Annotated in this window: 21 protein-coding genes; 13 read left to right on the top strand and 8 right to left on the bottom strand. The window is 39.5% G+C overall.

The window, feature by feature from the left end:
* Window positions 1-13: 13 nt before the first annotated feature.
* Entirely contained in the window at window positions 14-946 is a 933-nt protein-coding gene (locus RMY31_RS01225; protein ID WP_322665815.1) for a glycosyltransferase, read from the bottom strand.
* Window positions 947-1,173: 227 nt separating this feature from the next.
* Entirely contained in the window at window positions 1,174-1,992 is an 819-nt protein-coding gene (locus RMY31_RS01220; RefSeq protein ID WP_322665813.1) for a hypothetical protein, read from the bottom strand.
* A gap of 212 nt (window positions 1,993-2,204) precedes the next feature.
* Here RMY31_RS01220 and cobU point away from each other — a divergent pair, with 212 nt between their 5' ends.
* Together cobU and RMY31_RS01210 are read left to right on the top strand one after the other, a co-directional pair.
* Window positions 2,205-2,753, top strand: coding sequence for a bifunctional adenosylcobinamide kinase/adenosylcobinamide-phosphate guanylyltransferase (gene cobU, locus RMY31_RS01215; RefSeq protein ID WP_322665811.1), 549 nt, complete (start codon window positions 2,205-2,207; stop codon window positions 2,751-2,753).
* A 56-nt stretch (window positions 2,754-2,809) separates the two neighbouring features.
* Entirely contained in the window at window positions 2,810-3,241 is a 432-nt protein-coding gene (locus RMY31_RS01210) for a hypothetical protein (RefSeq protein WP_322665809.1), read from the top strand.
* Between the two features lie 115 nt (window positions 3,242-3,356).
* On the opposite strand, the gene RMY31_RS01205 is transcribed toward RMY31_RS01210, so the two are convergent.
* The gene (locus tag RMY31_RS01205; RefSeq protein WP_322665807.1) at window positions 3,357-4,550 is read right to left on the bottom strand and encodes a Coenzyme F420 hydrogenase/dehydrogenase, beta subunit C-terminal domain; all 1,194 of its coding nucleotides are present in this window, start codon (window positions 4,548-4,550) and stop codon (window positions 3,357-3,359) included.
* 186 nt (window positions 4,551-4,736) lie between these two features.
* Here RMY31_RS01205 and RMY31_RS01200 point away from each other — a divergent pair, with 186 nt between their 5' ends.
* The gene (locus tag RMY31_RS01200) at window positions 4,737-5,222 is read left to right on the top strand and encodes a hypothetical protein (protein WP_322665805.1); all 486 of its coding nucleotides are present in this window, start codon (window positions 4,737-4,739) and stop codon (window positions 5,220-5,222) included.
* Window positions 5,223-5,540 (top strand): PspA/IM30 family protein, encoded by a 318-nt coding sequence (locus RMY31_RS01195; RefSeq protein WP_322665830.1) that lies wholly within the window; start codon window positions 5,223-5,225, stop codon window positions 5,538-5,540.
* Between the two features lie 97 nt (window positions 5,541-5,637).
* Here RMY31_RS01195 and RMY31_RS01190 read toward each other — a convergent pair whose 3' ends face one another.
* Complete coding sequence (locus tag RMY31_RS01190) at window positions 5,638-6,015, bottom strand: helix-turn-helix domain-containing protein (RefSeq protein ID WP_322665803.1); 378 nt, start codon at window positions 6,013-6,015, stop codon at window positions 5,638-5,640.
* A gap of 21 nt (window positions 6,016-6,036) precedes the next feature.
* On the opposite strand from RMY31_RS01190, the gene RMY31_RS01185 reads away from it, so the two are divergent.
* The 4 genes from RMY31_RS01185 (at window position 6,037) to larC (ending at window position 12,167) form a co-directional block, all read left to right on the top strand.
* Window positions 6,037-6,600: a hypothetical protein gene (locus tag RMY31_RS01185; RefSeq protein WP_322665801.1), complete on the top strand. Its 564-nt coding sequence runs from the start codon at window positions 6,037-6,039 to the stop codon at window positions 6,598-6,600.
* Between the two features lie 981 nt (window positions 6,601-7,581).
* Window positions 7,582-9,027 carry a glycoside hydrolase 100 family protein gene (locus tag RMY31_RS01180; RefSeq protein ID WP_322665799.1) on the top strand — a complete coding sequence of 482 codons (1,446 nt, stop codon included), beginning with the start codon at window positions 7,582-7,584 and terminating at the stop codon, window positions 9,025-9,027.
* 362 nt (window positions 9,028-9,389) lie between these two features.
* Window positions 9,390-10,805, top strand: a complete 1,416-nt coding sequence (locus RMY31_RS01175) for a glycoside hydrolase 100 family protein (RefSeq protein ID WP_322665797.1) — start codon at window positions 9,390-9,392, stop codon at window positions 10,803-10,805.
* A gap of 99 nt (window positions 10,806-10,904) precedes the next feature.
* Complete coding sequence (gene larC, locus RMY31_RS01170) at window positions 10,905-12,167, top strand: nickel pincer cofactor biosynthesis protein LarC (protein ID WP_322665794.1); 1,263 nt, start codon at window positions 10,905-10,907, stop codon at window positions 12,165-12,167.
* Window positions 12,168-12,319: 152 nt separating this feature from the next.
* On the opposite strand, the gene RMY31_RS01165 is transcribed toward larC, so the two are convergent.
* Window positions 12,320-12,880 (bottom strand): DUF6658 family protein, encoded by a 561-nt coding sequence (locus RMY31_RS01165; RefSeq protein WP_322665792.1) that lies wholly within the window; start codon window positions 12,878-12,880, stop codon window positions 12,320-12,322.
* Window positions 12,881-12,976: 96 nt separating this feature from the next.
* Window positions 12,977-13,543: a DUF6658 family protein gene (locus RMY31_RS01160; RefSeq protein WP_322665790.1), complete on the bottom strand. Its 567-nt coding sequence runs from the start codon at window positions 13,541-13,543 to the stop codon at window positions 12,977-12,979.
* 580 nt (window positions 13,544-14,123) lie between these two features.
* Between RMY31_RS01160 and RMY31_RS01155 the strand changes: the two genes are divergently transcribed.
* Complete coding sequence (locus RMY31_RS01155) at window positions 14,124-15,047, top strand: lysylphosphatidylglycerol synthase domain-containing protein (RefSeq protein WP_322665788.1); 924 nt, start codon at window positions 14,124-14,126, stop codon at window positions 15,045-15,047.
* Here the strand turns inward: RMY31_RS01155 and RMY31_RS01150 are convergent.
* Window positions 15,044-16,372: a hypothetical protein gene (locus tag RMY31_RS01150; RefSeq protein ID WP_322665786.1), complete on the bottom strand. Its 1,329-nt coding sequence runs from the start codon at window positions 16,370-16,372 to the stop codon at window positions 15,044-15,046. The two genes, RMY31_RS01155 and RMY31_RS01150, sit on opposite strands and share 4 nt — an antisense overlap.
* A gap of 595 nt (window positions 16,373-16,967) precedes the next feature.
* Window positions 16,968-17,132 carry a hypothetical protein gene (locus RMY31_RS01145; protein ID WP_409877049.1) on the bottom strand — a complete coding sequence of 55 codons (165 nt, stop codon included), beginning with the start codon at window positions 17,130-17,132 and terminating at the stop codon, window positions 16,968-16,970.
* Between the two features lie 63 nt (window positions 17,133-17,195).
* Here RMY31_RS01145 and cas6 point away from each other — a divergent pair, with 63 nt between their 5' ends.
* The 4 genes from cas6 to cas5 are packed head-to-tail and all read left to right on the top strand — an operon-like array spanning window position 17,196 to window position 21,019.
* Window positions 17,196-17,858 carry a type I-MYXAN CRISPR-associated protein Cas6/Cmx6 gene (cas6, locus tag RMY31_RS01140; protein ID WP_322665784.1) on the top strand — a complete coding sequence of 221 codons (663 nt, stop codon included), beginning with the start codon at window positions 17,196-17,198 and terminating at the stop codon, window positions 17,856-17,858.
* Entirely contained in the window at window positions 17,807-19,438 is a 1,632-nt protein-coding gene (gene cas8a1 / locus RMY31_RS01135; RefSeq protein WP_322665782.1) for a type I-MYXAN CRISPR-associated Cas8a1/Cmx1, read from the top strand. Before cas6 ends, cas8a1 begins: the two co-directional genes overlap by 52 nt.
* Window positions 19,416-20,384, top strand: a complete 969-nt coding sequence (locus tag RMY31_RS01130; protein WP_322665780.1) for a CRISPR-associated protein — start codon at window positions 19,416-19,418, stop codon at window positions 20,382-20,384. Before cas8a1 ends, RMY31_RS01130 begins: the two co-directional genes overlap by 23 nt.
* On the top strand, window positions 20,381-21,019 hold the full coding sequence (gene cas5, locus RMY31_RS01125) for a type I-MYXAN CRISPR-associated protein Cas5/Cmx5/DevS (RefSeq protein WP_322665778.1): 639 nt from the start codon (window positions 20,381-20,383) through the stop codon (window positions 21,017-21,019). Before RMY31_RS01130 ends, cas5 begins: the two co-directional genes overlap by 4 nt.
* Window positions 21,020-21,268: the final 249 nt, after the last annotated feature.

Here is a 21,268-nt window from a genome sequence, read left to right as displayed (position 1 = left end):
AAGTTATTATTTTTTATTTTTTATTGGATGTAGACAGCAGACCTTGAAGGGCAGCATTTAAGTAACCCACTTGCCCATAGGCATACACAAGTTTGTCAAAGCGTTCAGCTGGGTCAGAAATATATTGCAATGCCTTATATAAGCCACGCAAAAATCGTTCGCTACCCCGAAGCAACTGACCAATACCAGCTCTACCAGCAAGTTGTTCGCGATAGCATTCACTGATACCTTGCCACCAGCCTCTATTTAAAAACCAGGAGCGTTTCAGGCGTTCTGGGGCGACATTGTGAGCCACTAAAGCTTCGGGAAGATAAGCAACTTGCCAATTACGCTCTAAGGCAAACTCGGTCATTTGTAGTTCTTCATTGGATAGTAAGTTTTTTCCCACTCGACCAAGATGAGGATCGAAACCACCAATTTCTTCGAGAAAACTGCGCCTTAAACAGTAATTCAAGCCTCTGGGAGTCAAAGAAGGTTGTTTGATGTAGATGCTGCTCTCGCCTAAGTCGTATGCTCCCAAATTTCCAGCTAGTCCCGGAGAGAGCCACAGTGGCTGTTGAATGCCTTGGGGCCACAAGAGTGTTACCTTGCCACCTGCGATCGCTAGTTTAGAGTTATTTTTAAAGGCAGAATCCAAAACTTGCAACCAGTGAGTGCTGGCGACTGCATCATCATCTAAATAAGCGAGAATTTCAGTAGTTGCAACTCTTGCACCAGTATTGCGAGCCACAGATAAACCGATGGTAGGTTCAAAGACATACTTCAAGCGGGGATTGCTGGCTCTTTGTTCTACAACTTCACGAGTGCGATCGCTCGAACCATTATCCACGACTATAACTTCAAAGTCAGCCGCAAAATCCTGCGCCAACAGGCTATCAATCGCCGCACCTAAATAGGTATCTCGATTGTGAGTACAGATAATGGCAGAGATTTGGGTGTCTGACATAAATTTAATTTTGGATTTGGTGAAAAGTTGAGCCAGTCGTGTGGGTAGGTTTCCCGACTTGAACGAACTGGCGTGTCAGGAGGGTTTCCCTCCGTAACAAACTTTTCAAGACGGACTTTGGATTTGAGATTAAAATCCCGAATCTTACTAACGCCTGCTGAGGGCTAATCTATACCAAAAATTCCTCACTCACCAACCGAGATTTTTCGGAAATACTCTTGAAAACTTTAAGCTTGTTGGATGTGACTGTGTAAAACCACTAGAGTTTCAGCCAATTGACTAAGACGAGTTTCCAAGTATTGCTTGCGTCCCAAGAGTTGACGTAACTTTTGGTGACGGGCAATTGCCATACTCACAGTAGGTACTTGCTCCGGCGGACATGGACGGGACCAGACTTTACCAGAAGTATCCAAACCGCAGAGGCGATAACCTGCACGCGAAGATTTATAAGATACTTGCCCGCCGTTTGTACAAATTTCTTCCACATAATCCATCAGGCGATCGACTTCTGCATGGCGTAAAGTTGCAGTTCCTCCCTGTTCTGGTTCGCGAGGATTGGATTCTAACCAACCATTGACAATTGGGCCTTCTAAGTAAATATCCTGTATTTGCTGCAAAATTGTTTGCAACTCTAGCTGCCAACCAGCGACATGCTCTTGAATTTCTTGTAAAAGATTTATTGCTAATGCTGGATTCGCTCCATGGCGATGACTACTAAAGGTAGGATTTTTGAACTTTGGTAAGCTAGGTGTTTTACTACTATCATCTTGCGCGCGAAAGGTCTGTACTTCAGGGCTGTGGTGAGGAAATATATTCTGTTCAGGAGTATAGTTACCTTGAGGCTCTGTGCCCAGGTCATCTATTTGTCTTTGTGTGTTTATTTCCTCATTAGCCAAAGTGTCAGCGTTGCCTGATGCCTCCGTTGCTCCAACACTAATCCTAAAGGAGAAAGGTCGCTTCGTAGAATCACTTACTTCGGCTTCATCTGTACTGCGATTCCCTAAATCGTGTAAAGTTGCCTCAATACGTTTTATACCTGCTTTCATAAAAATAACCTGAAGTTTACTATCCCCAGTAGTATTGAATAATTCAAAATGGGGTTGTGAGGATTTTTAGCTTTTGCCAATTTTGGCATAAACAATGCTGGTGCTAATTTTATCTCTTAAAAGTTATTTGTGACCAACAATTTCACGCTTGAAATAAGAAATTCCGTCAATTATTGCAATCATAATTAATTAAAGATACTAAGGAAACAGCTTTGGGTAAAGTTATCCTAATCACGGGGCCAGCAAGCTCCGGTAAAAGTGAATGGGCGGAAACTCTGGCTATGCAATCGGGGAAAGCTGTTGTTTACGTGGCAACAGCTACCGAAAATCCAACTGATGAAGAATGGCATCAACGGATTCAAAAACATCAAAAACGCCGCCCCCAAGGTTGGGCAACACTTTCTGTACCTGTGAAATTATCTGCTACTCTTGCTGATGTCAAGCCAGATACTTGCCTTTTGGTAGATTCTTTGGGAACTTGGGTGGCTAATACTTTAGAGGAAGATGAGGGAATTTGGGAAAACACACTCTCTGAGTTTTTAGAAACGGTGCAATTGGTTGCTGCTGATATGCTATTTGTCGCGGAAGAAACAGGTTGGGGTGTAGTGCCAGCTTATCCTCTTGGTCGGAAATTTCGCGATCGCTTGGGTTCTTTAGTGCGCCAGTTAGGTACAATCTGCGATACCGTTTATTTAGTCACTGGCGGTCATGTACTGAATCTCAGCATTCTTGGTTCGCCATTACCAGTACCAAAGTCTTAATGCGAAATTAAGCATTCAATTGCAAAAGTAGCCCATCTAAAATCTAGAATTGTGGTATGGCAACTCAACAAGAAGTTAAAAAATATCTTGCCTACTGGTTTCAGTTGGGTAAGAAAGTGGTAACGGGCAATGGTAAGGCAAGCTTTTTGCCGCAGCCAGTGCTAAAAGGCGATCGCTACAGTGAAGAATTTGAAGCTTGCTGGCAGAAGATTCTCTCGCCGGAAGCAGGTGACTGTTACCTTGAGGGCACCCATGAAACTATTGCCCAATTACTGACACCAACATGGGAATTAGCGCCTTGCAGTCGTTGCAATATGCCAGTAGCTATGCGAAATGTGGGTATGCCGACTTTGTTGTGTCCCTGCAATGATATACCTACTTGGCCCAATAGCGAACTGCCAGCGCCAAGGAGTCCAGTTAATACACAAGAACAACTAATCGCAATCCGCGATCGGCTTTTGAGTAATATTCCATCAAAAAACAATTAATTTTTTCTGATGCTCTTAACTTTTCCTGTAGTTGTACAAACCACTACAGGATTTTTGTATGTCTAGATAAATGAACCAAGACGCAAAGAAATTCTTTGCGTCTTGGCATGAAAGTTTAATCTGGTAATTTATACTGCCCGACGATCCGCCTAGCATACTCCGGCACATGCGCCTCTAGTTTCTCTGGATGATTCCGCTTCACATACAGGTAATTACGCGTGAAGTGAGAATCAATCGAAAATCGAGCATACTCTAGACCTTTGGGGCCAATTCTTTCAATTACCACCCCCATTAGTTTTGCTGCCCACATGGGGAGCGTAACTGCTTTATCATACGCAGGAATACTTTGCTGTACGGCTTCTTTGCGATTACCTTGGGACATCACAGGTTGAGTATCTAACTGGTCTTTCACCAAGTCCAGCATTTCTTTTCCAGTATCATTTCTAACTACAATCCACTGCCAGCCGAAGGGTGCACCCATGTAACCAACAACTAAATCTGCCAGAGAGTTGACATAATCAAAGCAACTCATACACGACGGGGCAAACACATCTTTGAGTTGATTAGTCTTCAATCCAAAGAAAGGTACAGTTTCAATTGAGCCATCCTCGTGTTTGAAGTGAACTCGAAAGTCTTGCATGAACTCATAATGTACCACTGTTTCAGGCGATCGGCTGGTAGTTTCTAAGAATTTTTGTAGTCCAGCGCGGGTAACGTTATCTACGCAAGGTGTACCTAAAACATACAACTTTTCTAAACCAAGTTGTTTTTCTACAGCTCGTAATGCTTGGATTTGGCAACCCACACCAATCACCAATAATCGCTTCATCCCCGATTGTTCTACCTGTTCCAAGATGGAAAGGTTAGGCGAAAGCGTCGGTTTATTTACTCGTGCTGCCAAGATTTCTTCTGGAGTCCGGGCAATAATAGGCATGGGTTGAAAGCGGTCTTCTTTGGTGTTTTGTACGCAGACGACACCTTCAACTATGCCGCGATTGAGCATTTCAATGGCAATACTACTGACAATACCCGTCCATTGTGCGCCTTCGATAGGCTGCTGTTTGCGCGCTGCCATCATGTCTTGGTGAACGCCGAAATAGAGTTCATCGGGGTTGTCGAGATGGCGCGATCGCGTGTGCGCTTGTGCTTCAAGTTCGCCTATCTGCTGATTTATAAAAGCGCAGGCTTCCTTGACATAGTGAATATAATATGTATCGCAAAGTCCGCACTCACTACAGAGTTCCTTGGCAGGGCGACGGCTAGTGGGTTTTAAGGCTTTGGCTTTTTTGTGAGGAGAAAGCGAGGTCATGTTAAGCGCAATTTATTAACTCACAACTTAAGATAGCGGAAGGCTGCACTTTACACAAAGTTTAATAACAGAAAGCAAGATTTCATTAATTCTAACGAAGTGGCAAAAGTGTTCTAAGATAAACTCAATTTTAGTATTATTTATTACTTTTATTTAAATAATAGGCAAAGGCAGGAAAACATAATCATGGGAATAGGCGATCGCATCAGCCGCGTCATCAAAACAAACTTGAATGACATGGCAGGTAATTTCAAATATGGAGAAAGTACAGCATTTCTTGCTGGAGGAGCAGCCACTGGTGCTGTTGTTTCTCAAACAGTGGGTGGCATGGGATTAGCAGCCGCAGGAACGGCTATTGGCATTGGCGCACCTCACTTGATCGCTACAGGAGCGGTTACTGGTATGGCTGCTTATGGCACTAAGAAGGGAATAGAAAACCAAGATCCTTTGGTTTTGGGTGCAGCAGGACTAGGAGTAGTTGGTGGTGCTGGAGTTTCTGCAACTGTTGGAAATATGGGATTACTTGCAGCAGGAAGCGGTTTTAGCATTGGCATGGCTCCTGTTGTCGCTGCTGGTGCAGTGGTTGGACTTGGTGCATATGGTTTGTTGAGGCTTCTTAATGAAGGTCAAGATACTAATGACCCAAACAAAGTTATTGAATCTCTCAACTAGATAAAACTGAGCATACTACAAAGTATTCATAGTGCTAAAGGTAGTAAACAAAGGATGCAAGCAAATTACAAGCAAGCTCAAAATGAAATCCAAAAATGGCATCAAATAGCTGTATTAGCAATGAAAAAAGGTCGTGAGGATTTGGCTCGTGAAGCATTGACTCGCAAGTACAATCAGCAGCAAAGTGCTGACGACTTGAAAAATCAGCTTGAGCAACTAACAACAGGGATGCATAGTCTTAAAAGTGACCTGAGTTTTATCGAAAGAACAATTGCCCAAATTAAAGCAGAAGCAGGCTTAAGCCATAATTGGGTGTAACAATAGCAAGACAAGCTCCTAATAAATTCTAAAAACTGGTGCGGGGCATAATTCGAGATTTTGCGGTTCTAGTGAATGAAGGCTAGCGTATCAAAAACTATCCTAAGTTTTGCTGGTCGTAGTGATTGCGTGATATAACAACCTCAGAAAAGTGTTGTCTTGTCCAACTAGCAAGCCCAAGTAACGGCTCAATTAGTGTTTCCCCCAAAGATGTAAGAGAGTATTCAACACTCAAAGGCATCTGTGATAAAACTTTACGCTCTACTAGCCCATGCTTTTCGAGTTTACGCAGAGTTTGAGTGAGAACTTTTTGAGAAATTCCTTCAATGCGACGTTGGATATCGTTGTATCGTCGCGAACGGTAGGCTAGACAGTATAGTACAATCACGCTCCACTTATCTGCAATGACATCAAGAATTTGTTGAGTCGGACAATTGAGTGTAAATAAATCCGGTTCTGGAAAGTCACGTATCATTTCGCTGAGTCCACGCACCAAATGGTGCGTTATTGTTTTTTTGCAGCAGTCATTTTAGCCTTAAGTAGCAAAAGATTAAAGCTTTGTAGGCAAACTAAACCAAAAGGATATTTACGATTAATTAATATGCATCAAGAAAAACTTGCCAAATGGTTTCTGACTGCTGCGGCCCTTTCGACTCTTATTGTTCCCATCGGTGTTGATGCAATCGTGTTAGCAGATGGTCATATGAACAACCCTGCATGGCTACCACATGCCAAGCTGCATTGTGCCATGTCGTTTTTTGCCGCTATCTCATTGGGTGGTTCGGCTTTGGCGATTTTGAAAGTTCGTCCAGTAACTGATCGCTTTTCGATGACTCTTGCCGCATTTCTCGGCAGTGCGTTCTGGATTGGGCTAATAGCTGCTGGATTCTGGCCAGGAACTTCATATGGCTTTCTTAACGATCCGGTTCTTGGCAATATTTCAGAGCCAGAGTTAGGCGGAATCACTATTTATCCAAATGTTGTAGCCAGTCTACTCACCATTGCGACAGCTTTGGTGGGTTATTGGTTAACAAAGAAAAAAAGGTCAATTGACCACTAGAGGTGAAAAATTACTGTCCAACAGAATTACAGCGGATTTCAAGTTAATTAAGTACACAATCTAGGTTTCAAAGCCAAGCAGAAAGACTATTTGATTCCTGAATTCTGACTCATGAGTTCTCAATTATACTGTATTTATAGTGAACACGGTATAAATGTTTGATGTTTCATCTTGATGAGTACCACTGCTTGAAAATGAAATCACGATTATCGTCGGGTGGAACAAAGTAATAAAGCACTGGCGTTTTTTCACAGAACCCAAACAACTAATGTAGTCGAGCTTGAAATCCACTCTTCCTCTGTGGTTCGTTCATCCTATATCTTTGCAGCTAACCACAGAGAAATCCCAAAACTTCGTGCAGCAAGTTATAGTTATTTTCCAAAAAAGGCATAAATAGCAGTTAATTTACTGAATATCTATATAGAATGCGATCGCACTCAAATTATAGCTAACTTGAGTAATTTTGCTTTTTATGAGTACATAGGATAAAATATCACACCTTTAGAAGTATTGACATCTTAAATTTTTTAATTAGTCGTATTGCATATTCTGAAAGAATGTTATAAATTATTAAGTTATAGGGGAATAATTAAATTTTTAGTCTCAAAAACTAAATCCTAGTTACGTAAATATACTACAAGTTGTTTAATCTTCACACAAGCTTTAAATAGTGACAGGATATGTTTTTGTTTGGTAAAGCAAAGTTCCAAACAACTAAAAATATGTCTAGTATAACTGTTTTATAAATCATTTTATTGCTTGAAGTGAAAAGGTAGTTAATTGTAATTCTCCGAAAAACTAATTGGATACTAGCCAATTAATTAAGATAAAAATCAGCATTGCAAGCTGTTTTACTTGACTATTTCCCCAACTTATATTTGCTATTCAAAGAATAGTCTTTGTAATGTTGAGAATAGCAAAAATCATATAATCAAGGCGAATCTACCATAAATCAACACCCCCAATGGAGCTACTCTAGCGATGCAAATAAATGAATTACTAACAGATGAAAATATAGAAGAAGGAGCGTGGAAAGCGCTAGAGCGGTCGATTATCTACTATCAAGGTCGTCCCATTGGAACTGTCGCTGCCTATGATGTATCTATAGAAGCGCTCAATTACGATCAGTGCTTTATTCGTGATTTTGTCTCTTCAGCCCTGATTTTTCTTCTCAAAGGTAGAACAGATATTGTTCGCAATTTTTTAGAAGAAACATTAAAGTTACAACCTAAAGAAAGGCAATTAGATGCCTATAAACCTGGACGCGGGTTAATACCAGCTAGCTTCAAAGTTGTATCTAATAACGGACAAGAATATTTAGAAGCGGATTTTGGCGAACATGCGATCGCCAGAGTCACACCTGTTGATTCATGTCTGTGGTGGATTATTTTACTACGTGCTTATGCGATCGCCACAAAAGATTTTTCTCTAGCTCATCAACCTGAATTCCAAAAAGGTATCAGGTTAATTATGGAAATCTGCTTGGCGAACCGCTTCGATATGTATCCAACATTGTTGGTTCCAGATGGTGCTTGCATGATTGACCGTCGTATGGGTATATACGGTCATCCTTTGGAATTACAAGTTTTATTTTATGCAGCATTGCGTGCCGCCCGCGAAATGCTAATTTGTCAAGGCAATCAAGACGTTGTAGCAGCAATTGATAACCGCTTGCCTCTGTTATGCGCTCACATTCGTCAGCATTATTGGATAGATATTAATCGTCTGAATGCAATTTATCGCTTCAAAAGTGAAGAGTATGGTAAAACAGCAGTCAATCTATTCAATATATATGTAGACTCCCTTCCTTATTATGAATTAGATAAGTGGCTGCCCAGAAAAGGCGGTTATTTAGCAGGTAATGTCGGGCCATCCCAGCTAGATACTCGCTTCTTTGCACTTGGTAACTTGATGGCGATCGTTTCCGACCTTGCTACTGAAGAACAATCCCAAGCAATTATGACTCTCATCGAGGATAGATGGGATGACTTGGTGGGAGATATGCCAATGAAAATTTGTTTCCCAGCTTTAGAAGATGAAGAATACAGAATTGTTACAGGATGTGACCCCAAAAATATACCTTGGTCGTACCATAATGCTGGAAGTTGGCCAGTTTTAATGTGGATGCTGGCAGCCGCATCTGTGAAAACTAATAGAACAAGTCTGGCCAGAAAAGCTATTGAAATTGCCCAAGCACGTCTCGGCGAAGATGAATGGCCAGAGTATTACGATGGCAAAAAAGGGCGACTAATTGGAAAACAAGCCAGGAAATATCAAACTTGGTCAATTACGGGTTTCCTATTAGCAAAAGAACTGATGGCTAATCCTAGTTATTTACAATTAGTCAGTTTTGATGAATTACCTCCAGAAGCAGTTTCTAGAGCTTGTGAGTTTGAAATTGGCAGTGTAGATCCATGTGTACCTTAATAGCAGAAATAGTTGTATTAATAATGACTATAACCGTGAAAAAAGTGCGATTCTACTGCTGAGAACGAGAATTAACTGTCCAGAATAAACATTAGTTAAAAAGCCCTATGTAGTTACAAAGGGCTTTTACTATTTTTTAAATTGCTCACAGCAAAGAGTTAAATAATATATCATATAGGAGAATACAGGAGATACAAAACTGAGTTTCTCCTAAAAAAATGGATGATGGGGTATTGTCTTTAAACGAGCGTGGCAAGAAGCTCAGTGGCAATGTATCCATTACCAAAGCAAAAATAATTGTAGCGGGAGAGAAGAAGAGTTGACCTCCTGCAAAAATCCAATTAAATGGAGTGTTTCTCGCAATGGTAAGAGAGGAATTAGCAACATTTGATGATGTAGAGAAACAGGCATGGCAACTACTAGATAAGTCAATTATTTACTATCAAGGTCGTCCCATTGGCACAGTCGCTGCTTATGATAATTCGGAAGGTATATTGAATTATGACCATTGCTTTGTCAGGGATTTTGTATCTTCAGCCCTACTTTTTTTGAGCAAAGGTAAATATGATATTGTCCGTAATTTCCTAGAAGAAACCTTAAAGCTACAGCCTACAAAAAACGAGTTAGATGCTTATACACCTATTCGTGGATTGATACCAGCAAGTTTCAAAGTCATCTCAACCAATGGTAAAGAATCTTTAGAAGCGGATTTTGGGGAACACGCGATCGCTAGAGTTACACCAGTTGATTCTTGTCTATGGTGGATCATTATATTACACGCTTATGTCAAAGCCACAAAAGACATAAATTTCGCCTTGCAACCAGAATTTCAGCAAGGGATTATGTTAATTATGGAACTCTGCTTGGCAACTCGGTTTGATATGTACCCAACGCTGTTAGTTCCAGATGGTGCTTGCATGATTCACCGCCGTCTGGGTATCTATGGATATCCTTTAGAAATTCAAGCTTTATTCTACGCAGCGTTGCGTGCGGCTCGCAAACTACTTATTTGTGCAGGTGATGAAGAGATTGTTATAGGTATCGATAATCGCCTACCTTTATTACGAGATCATATTCGTCACCATTATTGGATAGATATGCATCGCTTAAATGTAATTTATCGCTTCAAAGGTGAAGAATATGGACAGACAGCAGTAAATTTGTTCAATATATATCCAGATTCAATTCGCTATGCTGATTTAGCTATTTGGTTGCCGAAATATGGTGGTTATCTAGCAGGTAATGTTGGCCCGTCACAGTTAGATACTCGCTTCTTTGCACTGGGAAATTTGATGGCTATTATTTCTTCTCTAGCAAGCGAACAGCAGTCGCAAGCAATAATGAATCTCATTGAAGAACAATGGGATGACTTAGTAGGAGAAATGCCGATGAAAATTTGTTTCCCGGCTGTAGAAAAGGAAGAGTACAGAATTTTCACCGGATGTGACCCCAAAAATATACCTTGGTCATACCATAATGGTGGTAGTTGGCCAGTCTTAATGTGGTTTTTAACGGCAGCTGCTCAAAAAACAGGCAGAATAAGTATTGCAAAACGCGCCATTGAACTTGCCCAAGCGCGTCTAGGCGACGACCAATGGCCCGAATACTATGATGGTACGAAGGGGTTATTAATTGGTAAAAAAGCTAAGAAATATCAAACTTGGACAATTACCGGATTTTTATTGGCAAAAGAACTGATGCGAAACCCCGATCGCTTAGAACTAATTAGTTTTGCAGAATTTGATTTAGAGAACGCTTCTCAAGCTTGTGAATTATAACTTGAAGTTTTGCACGAATATAGGATTTATAATACGCTGCTGATAGTTTCCTGTATCCTCTGCAAAGGTTGGGGAACAACATACTTCATTTTTATCTGTATGATTAAAATTGCTTATCTCCAATGTCCAACGGGAATTTCCGGTGACATGTGCTTGGGAGCCTTGGTGAGTTTAGGTGTTCCTGAAGAGTATTTAATAGAAAAACTCAATAACTTGGGAATTGCACAGGAGTATCAGTTAAAGGCAGAACTCGTTCAACGCAACGGTCAGCAGGCAACTAAAGTCCATGTGGATTTAGTAGATAATCATCACCACCACGAACACAGTCATCATCACGGTCGGCACTTGCCAGAAATCGAGAAGATGATTCTGAAAGCAGGGTTGCCATTACGGGTAGAAGCTTGGAGTTTAGCGATATTCCGGCAGCTAGCAGTAGCAGAAGGGGCAGTACATGGCATTGCACCCGAAAAAGTTCATTTTCACGAAGTGGGTGCTGTAGATGCCATTGTGGATATTGTCGGCACTTGTTTGGGATTAGATTGGTTGGGTATTGAAAGCGATCGCGAAGGATTGCCTTTACTATATTGCTCGCCCTTTCCGACTGGTGGTGGTACTGTTAAGGCAGCACACGGTCAGATGGCAGTGCCAGTACCAGCAGTATTGAAGCTATGGGAAATGCGGGGTTGTCCAGTTTATAGTAACGGCATTGAACGGGAACTAGTGACACCAACAGGAGCTGCGATCGCCACTACTTTAGCTAGAGATTTTGGTACGCCACCACCAATGACCATCAAGCAAGTAGGACTGGGAGCAGGTTCAATTAATTTACCTATCCCTAATATCTTACGCCTCTGGCTGGGAGAAAGCACCATGCAGTCAGTTACCAATACTGCCGATATTAATTCCATAGAAACTATATCAGTACTAGAAACTCAAATTGATGATTTAAATCCTCAAGCGATCGGTTATGTGTTTGAGGCCTTGTTTGCAGCTGGTGCGCTGGATGTCTTTACCCAGCCCATAGGAATGAAAAAGTCCCGTCCAGGAATTTTACTGACGGTTATCTGTCATCCAGAAAATTTACTGAATTGTGAAGCTGTTGTATTCAGCGAAACCACCACTTTGGGAATTCGGCGAACTACCCAGCAACGCGCCATCTTACAACGAGAAATTCAACCAGTGCAAACTGAATATGGTGAAGTGCGTATCAAGATAGCATGGCAAGGACGATCGCAAAAGAAACTAACTAACGTGCAGCCAGAATACGAAGATTGTGCAGAGTTAGCCCGAAAACACAATATTCCTTGGCGCGAAATTCAGCAATTAGCGATACAGAGTTGGTATTTGAAACATAAAAACTAGTTTCAGGAAGGGGGACAAGGGAGGCAGGGGGAGAATTTCTGACTCAGCACTCAATAAAAAATGTTCCCAAGCGATCGCCTGGGAACATAAATAATCAAAGTCTAGAGTTTTTTTACTATTAGCTATTGACTCTTGACTTTTCACTAAACAGCTTATTTAACTTCTGCCCCTTTCGTTGTGTCTTGACCTGTACGTTGAACGTATTTGGCAGCATTTTGGGCGTTTTCCTTGATATTTTCAATTCCACGCTGAGTTCCTTTAGCTACGCCTTCACCTACTTCCGCAGCGGAACTACTGGTATCCTCACCTATGTTCTTGACTCTTTCACCCAAGGGTGTACCTTTGCGGTAATTTTCACCATATTGCCCTGGGCTGTCAACGCCTTTTTGGTTGATGTTTCTCTGAGCATTTTTTGCTAGTGCATTACCTCTATCAGTAGCAGCTTTATCATCTGCTTTTGCTCTACGCTCTACATCACTAAAGTTGTTCATCCCACCTTCAGGATTGTTGAGATCGTAATTTTTTGTAGGATCGTATCGCTTGCTATATGGTTGGGCACCAGACGCTCCTGATTGGGCGTCAGGCTGTGGTGGTTGTGTTGCAACTCCTGGAGCAGAACAAGCTTGTGTAACAATTAGGACGATTCCTGCCAAAAAAACAGTTAAAACTTTCACGGGACGATAGTTTTTTAGCCAATTAATAACTCGTTTCATGTGTTCTCCTTGGGTTTTTGTAACTAAGTTAAACCTTTACCAAGATTTAATTTTGGACTGACTTTAAGTCTCAAATTGTCAAACAAAATAAGACTTTTATTTACCTAATGCCGGATTTCTTTGTAACTCAGGTCTAGCACTTGCTTCGTCTGCTTTATCTTGCAAAAAGCCAGAAGCATCTTTAACTGCCTCTTTCACAGTTTCGATACGTTCTTGAATCCGAGTTCCTACATTTGGTTCGTCTTGAATTAAATTACCTGGTTCGGGCTTTCGGAAGTTTTCTTCAGTAATGATTGGCAATTCCCGTTCTTTATTGACTCTACCTGCTGGTGTCTCAGCACCTGGGTAAAGTATTTCAGACTCTGTATTTGTGGCAATCAATACTTGTGAGTTTGAGTCTAGGCTAGCGCGATCGCGTCCCTTATTAGCTTCCGCGTTATTCACTCTGGGATCGGTAGATTCCCTGTATATGCCATATTTGTCGCCGCCACCCTTGTAAGGGTTGTTTGCGCCGCCAGCTTGCACAGCAGGATTTTGGGGATTCGCACCTTGAGCATTTGCTCCACTACAAGCAGTGCTGACTATCAAAAATAGACCAGCCAAGAAAACAGTTAAAATCTGGCTAAGCCGCAGCTTTTTCCAGAAATCTATCAAACTGCTCATTAAGTCCTCCTTTCTTTCAACTGAAAACAAGCCATCTATCTGCTTAATAATTTGGATAACTTGAATTATCAGCAAGTTTTTCGGTCTGTTCGAGTTGATATATCTTTAATAACCTTTATCAAGGATAAGAATAGAAAAAGGAGCTTTACATCTAGCGTAGGTCACATTTATATTGTTACTAAAGTTGTATTTTTAATCTAACTGCGGAGAGATATAATTCTGGTTAATAAATCTATGTCTCACTGATTAAGCTCTTTTTGCTTCTCTTATTAATTCATTTATAGTTACTTTAAATATTGTATTATTTATATTTTATAATATCAGTCTTAAGGAGGATACTCAAATTATATATTTGATATTTATTTCAGCATTTTTTTAAGCTAGTTATTTCAATAATAAACTCTGTATTTAAATTAATAGAGTAATATCAACTGCAATACAGGCAAAAAATTTTTTATACGCAAAAAATATTTCCGACTTCCTAGAAAAGACAGGAATCTAAGCCTTGCGATTTTTAGCTGATGTACCATAAGATTTGTGGCATTCAGCCCAAGTGCTTTAACTGATAAATTACTAAATCATGATGAAGCAAATTTTACGCTGGATAATTCTGGGTGGGACGCTGTTCTTTTTAGTGAAAGCCCTGAAGGATCACTGGTTTGAGGTGACAGCTATCCGGATTGATGGAGTAGGGTGGGCAATTCTAGCGATCGCTACAGGTGTAACTTTGCTGGCACATACTTGGGCAGGCTGGATATGGACTTGGGTTCTCCAAGAGTTAAATGAACCTGTACAGCCTTCCCAGTTTATTCAAGTTTACTTAAAAACAAATCTCGCTAAGTATTTACCCGGTAATGTCTGGCATTATTACGGACGAATTGTCGCGGCGAAAAATGCTAATGTTTCCTCTGGTGCAGCTACTTTAAGTGTTTTACTGGAACCGCTACTGATGGCAGCCGCCGCTTTAATTGTCATTGTCTTATTTGGTAGTCAGTTGGCAGCAGCTAATAATACTTTTGTGCTGCAAACGCTACGAGTGCTGAGTTTAGTTGCAGTACTTTGTGCAGTTCATCCTTGGTTTTTGAATCCAGCAATTCGCTTTTTGTCTCGCTTGAAGGGAAAAAAATCTGATAACGCCAAGTCAACCATCAGTTTAAGTATCAAACGCTATCCCCTACGTCCTTTGTTAGGAGAATTGGGATTTTTGGGACTGCGTGGTACTGGATTTATCTTAACTATGTTTGCCTTGGGTTCCTTGAATTCGAGTCAAGTTCCTTTATTACTAGGGGCTTTTAGTTTTGCTTGGTTGCTAGGATTAGTGATTCCCGGTGCGCCTGGTGGCTTGGGTGTATTTGAAGCAACTGCGATCGCACTTTTGCAACATCACTTTCCTGCAGCGCTGGTTATTAGTGCGATCGCCCTATATCGTTTGATTAGTATCATAGCTGAAACTGCTGGTGCTGCCTTAGCTTGGCTTGACGAACAACTTGCTAAGTCCTATTAGTACTCAATATCTAACTTTAATTGAGAAAATACTCGATAAGCATCTAAATTTAATTGTGAATTACCGCTTGGATTATCTTCTTCCATCTTAATTAAGTTATATTCAACGTTTTCTGCATAAATTGCAAATGTAATATTGAAAATTTCTATAAAATTAATTAAAGATTTACATTCTTCTTCTGGATATTTTTCGTAGTAACTAATTAAATTGGCAATCCGAATTTCTAAATGACTACGGGTATTTGGACAAATCAAAATTATCTTTAGCAATATTATCACTAATGTTAGAGGACGATCGTTAGAAAGTAACAATACAAATAATGGCGAAGGTTCCTGTCCATTTTCTGTTGTCAGACAATCAATTACTCGGTTAGAAATTCTCAGCAGTAAGTTCTTGTCGATCAATTCTTCATTTCTTTCTGCCTTCCACGACGATAGCTTATCTGCTAAATGTTGCTTGAAAACCTCTACCAACTCCTGGCTATTACTATTAACAGAAAAAAATAAGTATTTTTGGATACTTACTTTAAAATCTTGTAGTGACTGATTTTGTGTTTGTTTAATAAATATATTGGCAAGATTCTCGTAACTGAATAAACCTCTTTTGATAACAATCATTTTGATTAAATGCAAAACGTTATCTCCCAAAATACTGGGATTTTTATAACGTGTCACACTTGAGGCTGTAGATTGAGAACGAGCAATATACATTGCTAGGTCAAACTTAAATTTGTCTTTTATCTGTTTAGAAAGTTTTGCCGCAGCCTCTTGTTGCTCTTTGGGATTATTTTTATCAAACGATTGAGCAACTAATAAATATGCTGTATAGCGACTAGCCCAGTGAATTTTTTCTTTGTTCTCATGTCTGTAAGCAAATAACTTTAGTTCTTCATAATCGTTACTAGTGACAAAATTTTCTAGCCAAGTTTTGTAGATATTGATTTCTTTAGAGTTACTTGAATTACGACTAGGCTGGTAGTCTGCTAATAAGTTAATTAATTCTTGAATATGTTTATATTTTCTTTTAGATGCCCAGTTATTGACCAAAATATAGCAACAGCGCTTAAGTGTGTTGCGAAACTCATGCTCGTTATTGATAAAACGAATTCTATTTCTTACTGATACAGTATTCAGACTAACTGAGTTAAGGCAATCTATAAATAATCGTTTAAATTCCCGCAGAGCATCTTCGGGCGGACAATTGTTTACAATTTCTACTAATAAGCTGTAAATCCGCTCTTGTCTAATTTGGAGATTTAGTTGTTTTGTGTAGGGCTTAACAATATCTTGATGTATCTGCTTAATTGGTAAACTATTAGTGGTCATGCCAGTTATCAAGACCAATGAGTTTTCTGATCCTATTGATATCAGCTTAACCTTGATAAACCAGAGTATCAATCTAGGTCTTCAAAGATTCGTAATTTTTTTACAGAAATTTGATAAACCTACTGAGGAGCGGACTAAATGTTAAAGTTAAATTATTAAATAATTAGGAAAATTACGGAGATTGAAGATTGTTAACGATTAACAATCTAATCGAGTCAATACACAAGTTTTAGTGTAATATATTATACAGTTTAAACAAAAATACGACAGATACAAACCTGAAAACCCAGATATGGTCTGACTTTGTTAATTACGAATTCCGAATTAGATTTTGCTGATAAATACAGTTAGACCCACCTAAGTAAGTATAGGCAGGTGTGACTTTACCCATAACTTTGCCGCTACTGGAACCATAACTTTGCCGCCAACAACACTATAACCTTCATTCTTGCGTCAGCTAATTTTGAATGAAATTGACAGTTTGGAACCATAACTTTGCCGCTAGTGCAAATTGGAACGATAAACTTGCCGTGAGTCCAATCAAGCATAGAAAGCAGGAAGGTGTCGGATTTTTTTAGAATGGAGTAGAAGCGGTTCATGCTGGTATGGGATAGAAACTTTCGGCTATCCATCTGTTCTGAGTAACTACTGGAGTATTAAAAGCTCCTCCTAACCAGCGAGAACATTGCGAACAATAGCCTAAACTGGATTGCCAATCTAACCAAAGTAGTTGGCGATAAGAATGAGGACAATTTTGCACAAGAGGATGTTGATGTATTAAACAAACTTTTACATCTTGAAATTTTTCTCAAAATTTCTATCTATGGCAGACCTATTGCTTCACAGTGAGGAATATGTAGACTTAACGTTTAAGCTAAGAGGCGCACCGATTCCTCTTGATAATGGTCATGTTATCTATAGTGCTTTGTCCAGTATTTGTCCTAGCCTTCACGAACTAAACAATATTGGGATTCATCCGATCGCTGGAATCCCAACCAGGAACAATTTGCTCGAACTCACTGCTCAATCTCGTCTAAAAATTCGGATTTATCATCAACAAATTCCTTTAATTTATCCTTATTTAGCGGGTCAAGCTTTTCACATAGGTCAAAATTCTTATCAACTAGATATTCCCGACTACAAACCGTTAATTTCTTCAGAAAGTGTTTATTCCAGATTAGTGATAATTAAGGGATTCCAAGACTCTACTAACTTTATTGAAGCTGTTCAACGGCAACTGGATAATATAGGAATACAAGGAAAAATTGAACTTCTTACCCGACAAGATGGAACACCTCAAAAAAGACAATTAACCATCAATAAAGAAGGGAAACAGTTTAAAGTTAGAGGATTTGGCGTAAAAATTAGCGAACTCAATCCAGAAGATTCCTTAATTCTGCAAGAACAGGGAATTGGCGGGAAACGAAAGATGATGTGTGGAATATTTGTCCCAGCGACTCGCAGCAAGGAAGAAGAGGAAACTTGATCGTGGCTGCTACCCAACCCAAAATATCCCTATCTCTCGATGCTGCGGATACGACAATGATGCACCGCGTGGGAATGACGGGACTTTACATGACTTTAAAGCGATTAGAAAAGCAATATCCCTCATCTCGTCAACGGGGAGGACATATATCATGGTTTTTGACTGCTGATACTATTGAATTATTCTGGGAAGGAAGTGATTTCGTCGCCCTATCTTGGTTAATTAAGGAGTCTTTTCAACTAGATGATACAGGTTTAATTCATTTAACAGGATTAGACAATAATGCAATAGATTTAACTCAGAAAATCCACATTCATGAGGGAATGTGTGCTGTTTTTCTGCGTCTTAATAAGTTTTATCAAGCAGGAGAGCTAGTTAACACAGAACTAACAGTTGAAGAAAGAAGAGTCGAGTATCAATACAAATCTTTAATTTGGTACGCACATCAAACCTTTGCAGAGAAGTTATGCGAAGCAGATACCCAACAACTCAGACATGATTATGTTCAAATAACGAGTTGGTTGTATTTAGGAGGAATTGTCCGTCATGCGAGGACGCAGAATACTACAAAACTGGAAGAGAAACCTGAATACGCTTTAGCATTATTATTTGTACCAGTAGTTTGTCATTATTGCTTACTTCATATTCCATCAGAAGACTTGAAGGAAAGGAAACCCCATCGCTACCTAGTGGTGATTCCAGAAATCAAGGATTCTGAAGATGCTTCTCAAAGAAGATGGGGATTACAGCAATTAAAAACTAAACAGCTTCATGTTAGTAGCCTTGGTGAAGCAGGATTACTTTATTACAGCTTAGATGATATTCAGCCTGAAGATGACTACTATCAAGCTTGTCAAGTTTGGTTATATGAAAAAATGAATAAAGATTCTCGTCAAAGGACATTGATGAGTATAGAAGAAATTAAAATTGATAAAAATACTTTAATCACTTATCAACAGGTTCAGAAACATTTTCAAACTAATTATCAGAAGATTCAACCTAAGCAAATTTTTATTAAAGTTAATCCGATTCGCTCCCTAATTGCTGATAATTTAGTGAAAGGAATCCATTGGTGGTCTAATTTTTGGGAAAAATTGGTGATAGAGGATTCAAAAGAATATTTATTTAACCAGTTATTTTCCAATCGAGAAGGATTCATGATAATGGCAGAAAATAGTGAAGAAGACAACCAGTATCTTATTTTTATTAAGGTATTTCAGCAAGCTATGAAGGGCAACTTTGCTAAAATGTATGCCAAAGCAAAATCAGGAAAATACCCTCCAATTAAGAAGAAAATTGAACGATTAAGGGCAGAGCTAAACTGTTGTTATGATGAATTGTCATTTAAGGAATATTTGTCCGATTTTTTAGTAAGAGGGGGATTAAATAAGTATTTTAATGAGCATCAAGAACAAATTTCATTACTAATTAAAAAAATACCTTGGCAAGAACTAAGAATTTGGTCATTGTTAGCGATCGCCAGTTATAAACCCAAAGATAAACCCACCAATAGTAATGATAGTTTATTATCAAACAATCAGAAACTAGAAGAAGTGAATGATGAGTCAGAAGAAGAATGACAATAATATCCCCAATTATTATCTTTACGGAACAGTCCTCACTCGTTATGGTTTAGCGTCCTTAAATCATGACATTAGACGAGGAAATAAGACTACTCTGCAAAAAGGCTACTGGAATGGTAAAATTCATTCTTTTGTAGGTTCAAGTGCGATTCGTTGGGCGTTACGTTTTTATCTCCAAAAGCAAGGTTATTTAGTTAATCGAGTTTGGGATGAGGACGAACATATTAATCGGTTAACAAGTGAAGATTTCGAGCCAGAACAATTTTATGATGATGATATTTTTGGGTTTGCTTTATTAGAGTCTGCTGAAACAGAGGAGGAGACTTCAACAACAAAGAGAAAAAAGAAACAAACAAAACTCAGCACTCCCAATCAGCGAATGGGTGCTTTAGGGATGAATATGGCTGTTTCACTAACGCCTTATGATGGTGCAGTCAAGTTAGGGGCAAAAAGTGGTAGAGAGAAGGATAGCACATCGCTTCATTTTACAGAATATCATGCAACTCGATATCAATATTCTTTTGGAATTAATGCCACTCATCTCAAAGATTTCTCGCGGATTTTACCTCTGATAGATGGGATTATGAATCTATCCAAGGTAGGAGGTAGTAGTAATATTTTTGATTATCCTTTCTGTCCCGATAGTTTGGTATTTCAATGGACAAATCATTTTGCTTCATATATTTCCTATTGCTTTGAATATTGCGATCCTAAGAGTAAGGAAGCAAAACTTACAAAAGAGTTTATAGATGAAGTGGAATGCGGACAGATTGACCCTAGTCAATTATGGATTGGGGGAACAATTGTTAAGGAGTTACAGCAATTAGATAATTTTGATGATTCCCTTTTTAATAAAGCGCATATTTGTCGGAATCGAAATGAACTGATTGAAGCTTTGAAAACAGTCATTAAAAGAGATTTGGGCTTAGAAGAATCAAAATGATTGCACCATTAATTCTCTATTTGGATGTTCCATTTACGACTTTTCGGGAGTCCTATGCAAGGGAAATAGGAAAAATTTATCCTGTCCCTCCTCCAGCGACAGTGTATGGGATGTTGTTGTCTTTGGTAGGGGAAACGGATGTCTATCGCCACTGTGGGGTAGAATTGGCGATCGCGATGTTATCTAGCCCCAAAAAGTCGCAAATTTTGCGTCAAATGAGACGGTTTAAGAATGCTGATTTTAGCCATCCAGAGAATGTTATTCCCTGTTATCAAGAAATTTTGTCTAATCTGAAGTGTTTGATTTGGGTTCGTTCTGACAAGGAGAAGATACAACCAAGTTTAAGGGAGAGGATGCAGTTAGCGTTTGACCATCCTGAGCTAGTAAGACGGTTTGGTTGTTTATTTTTGGGAGAAAGTGACCAGTTGATTAAAACGATCAAACTTGTCTCGCAAGATTATCTAGACGGGGTGAGACAGTGGGCGATTAGGGATAATCGAGGTAGGTTAACCTTACCCTATTGGGTTGACCATGTGGGGTCAAGAAATACCCGATTTTTGAGGTATCGGATTGAGGAAATGGATAAATTATCACCTCCTGATTTAGCCTGGACAATGGTTCAATCTCCGATTTGACAAGTACCCCTGCTGGCGAGGGGAATTAAGGGTAAAAAATGACGGAAAGGATTACAGGGTTAAGGGATATAGCGATTTAGATCAAGAAAAAGGTGCTTGCAAATCCTTGAAAGCAGCCCCACTGGCGGCGCACCACCCGTTATGAATGAAAGAAACAGTGTTGAATGGGACTGATTAACAGATAAATTTATAAGTGTCCTGACAGTTAAGACCGAAGTCTCAATAGTGTTTACAAAGCCTGATTGAAAG

Origin of the sequence: Dendronalium sp. ChiSLP03b (assembly GCF_034531165.2) — a bacterium.
Classification (GTDB): Bacteria; Cyanobacteriota; Cyanobacteriia; order Cyanobacteriales; family Nostocaceae; genus Dendronalium; species Dendronalium minutum.
The sequence above is the reverse complement of the archived record's forward strand: the minus strand, read 5'-3'. Positions and strand labels throughout refer to the sequence as shown.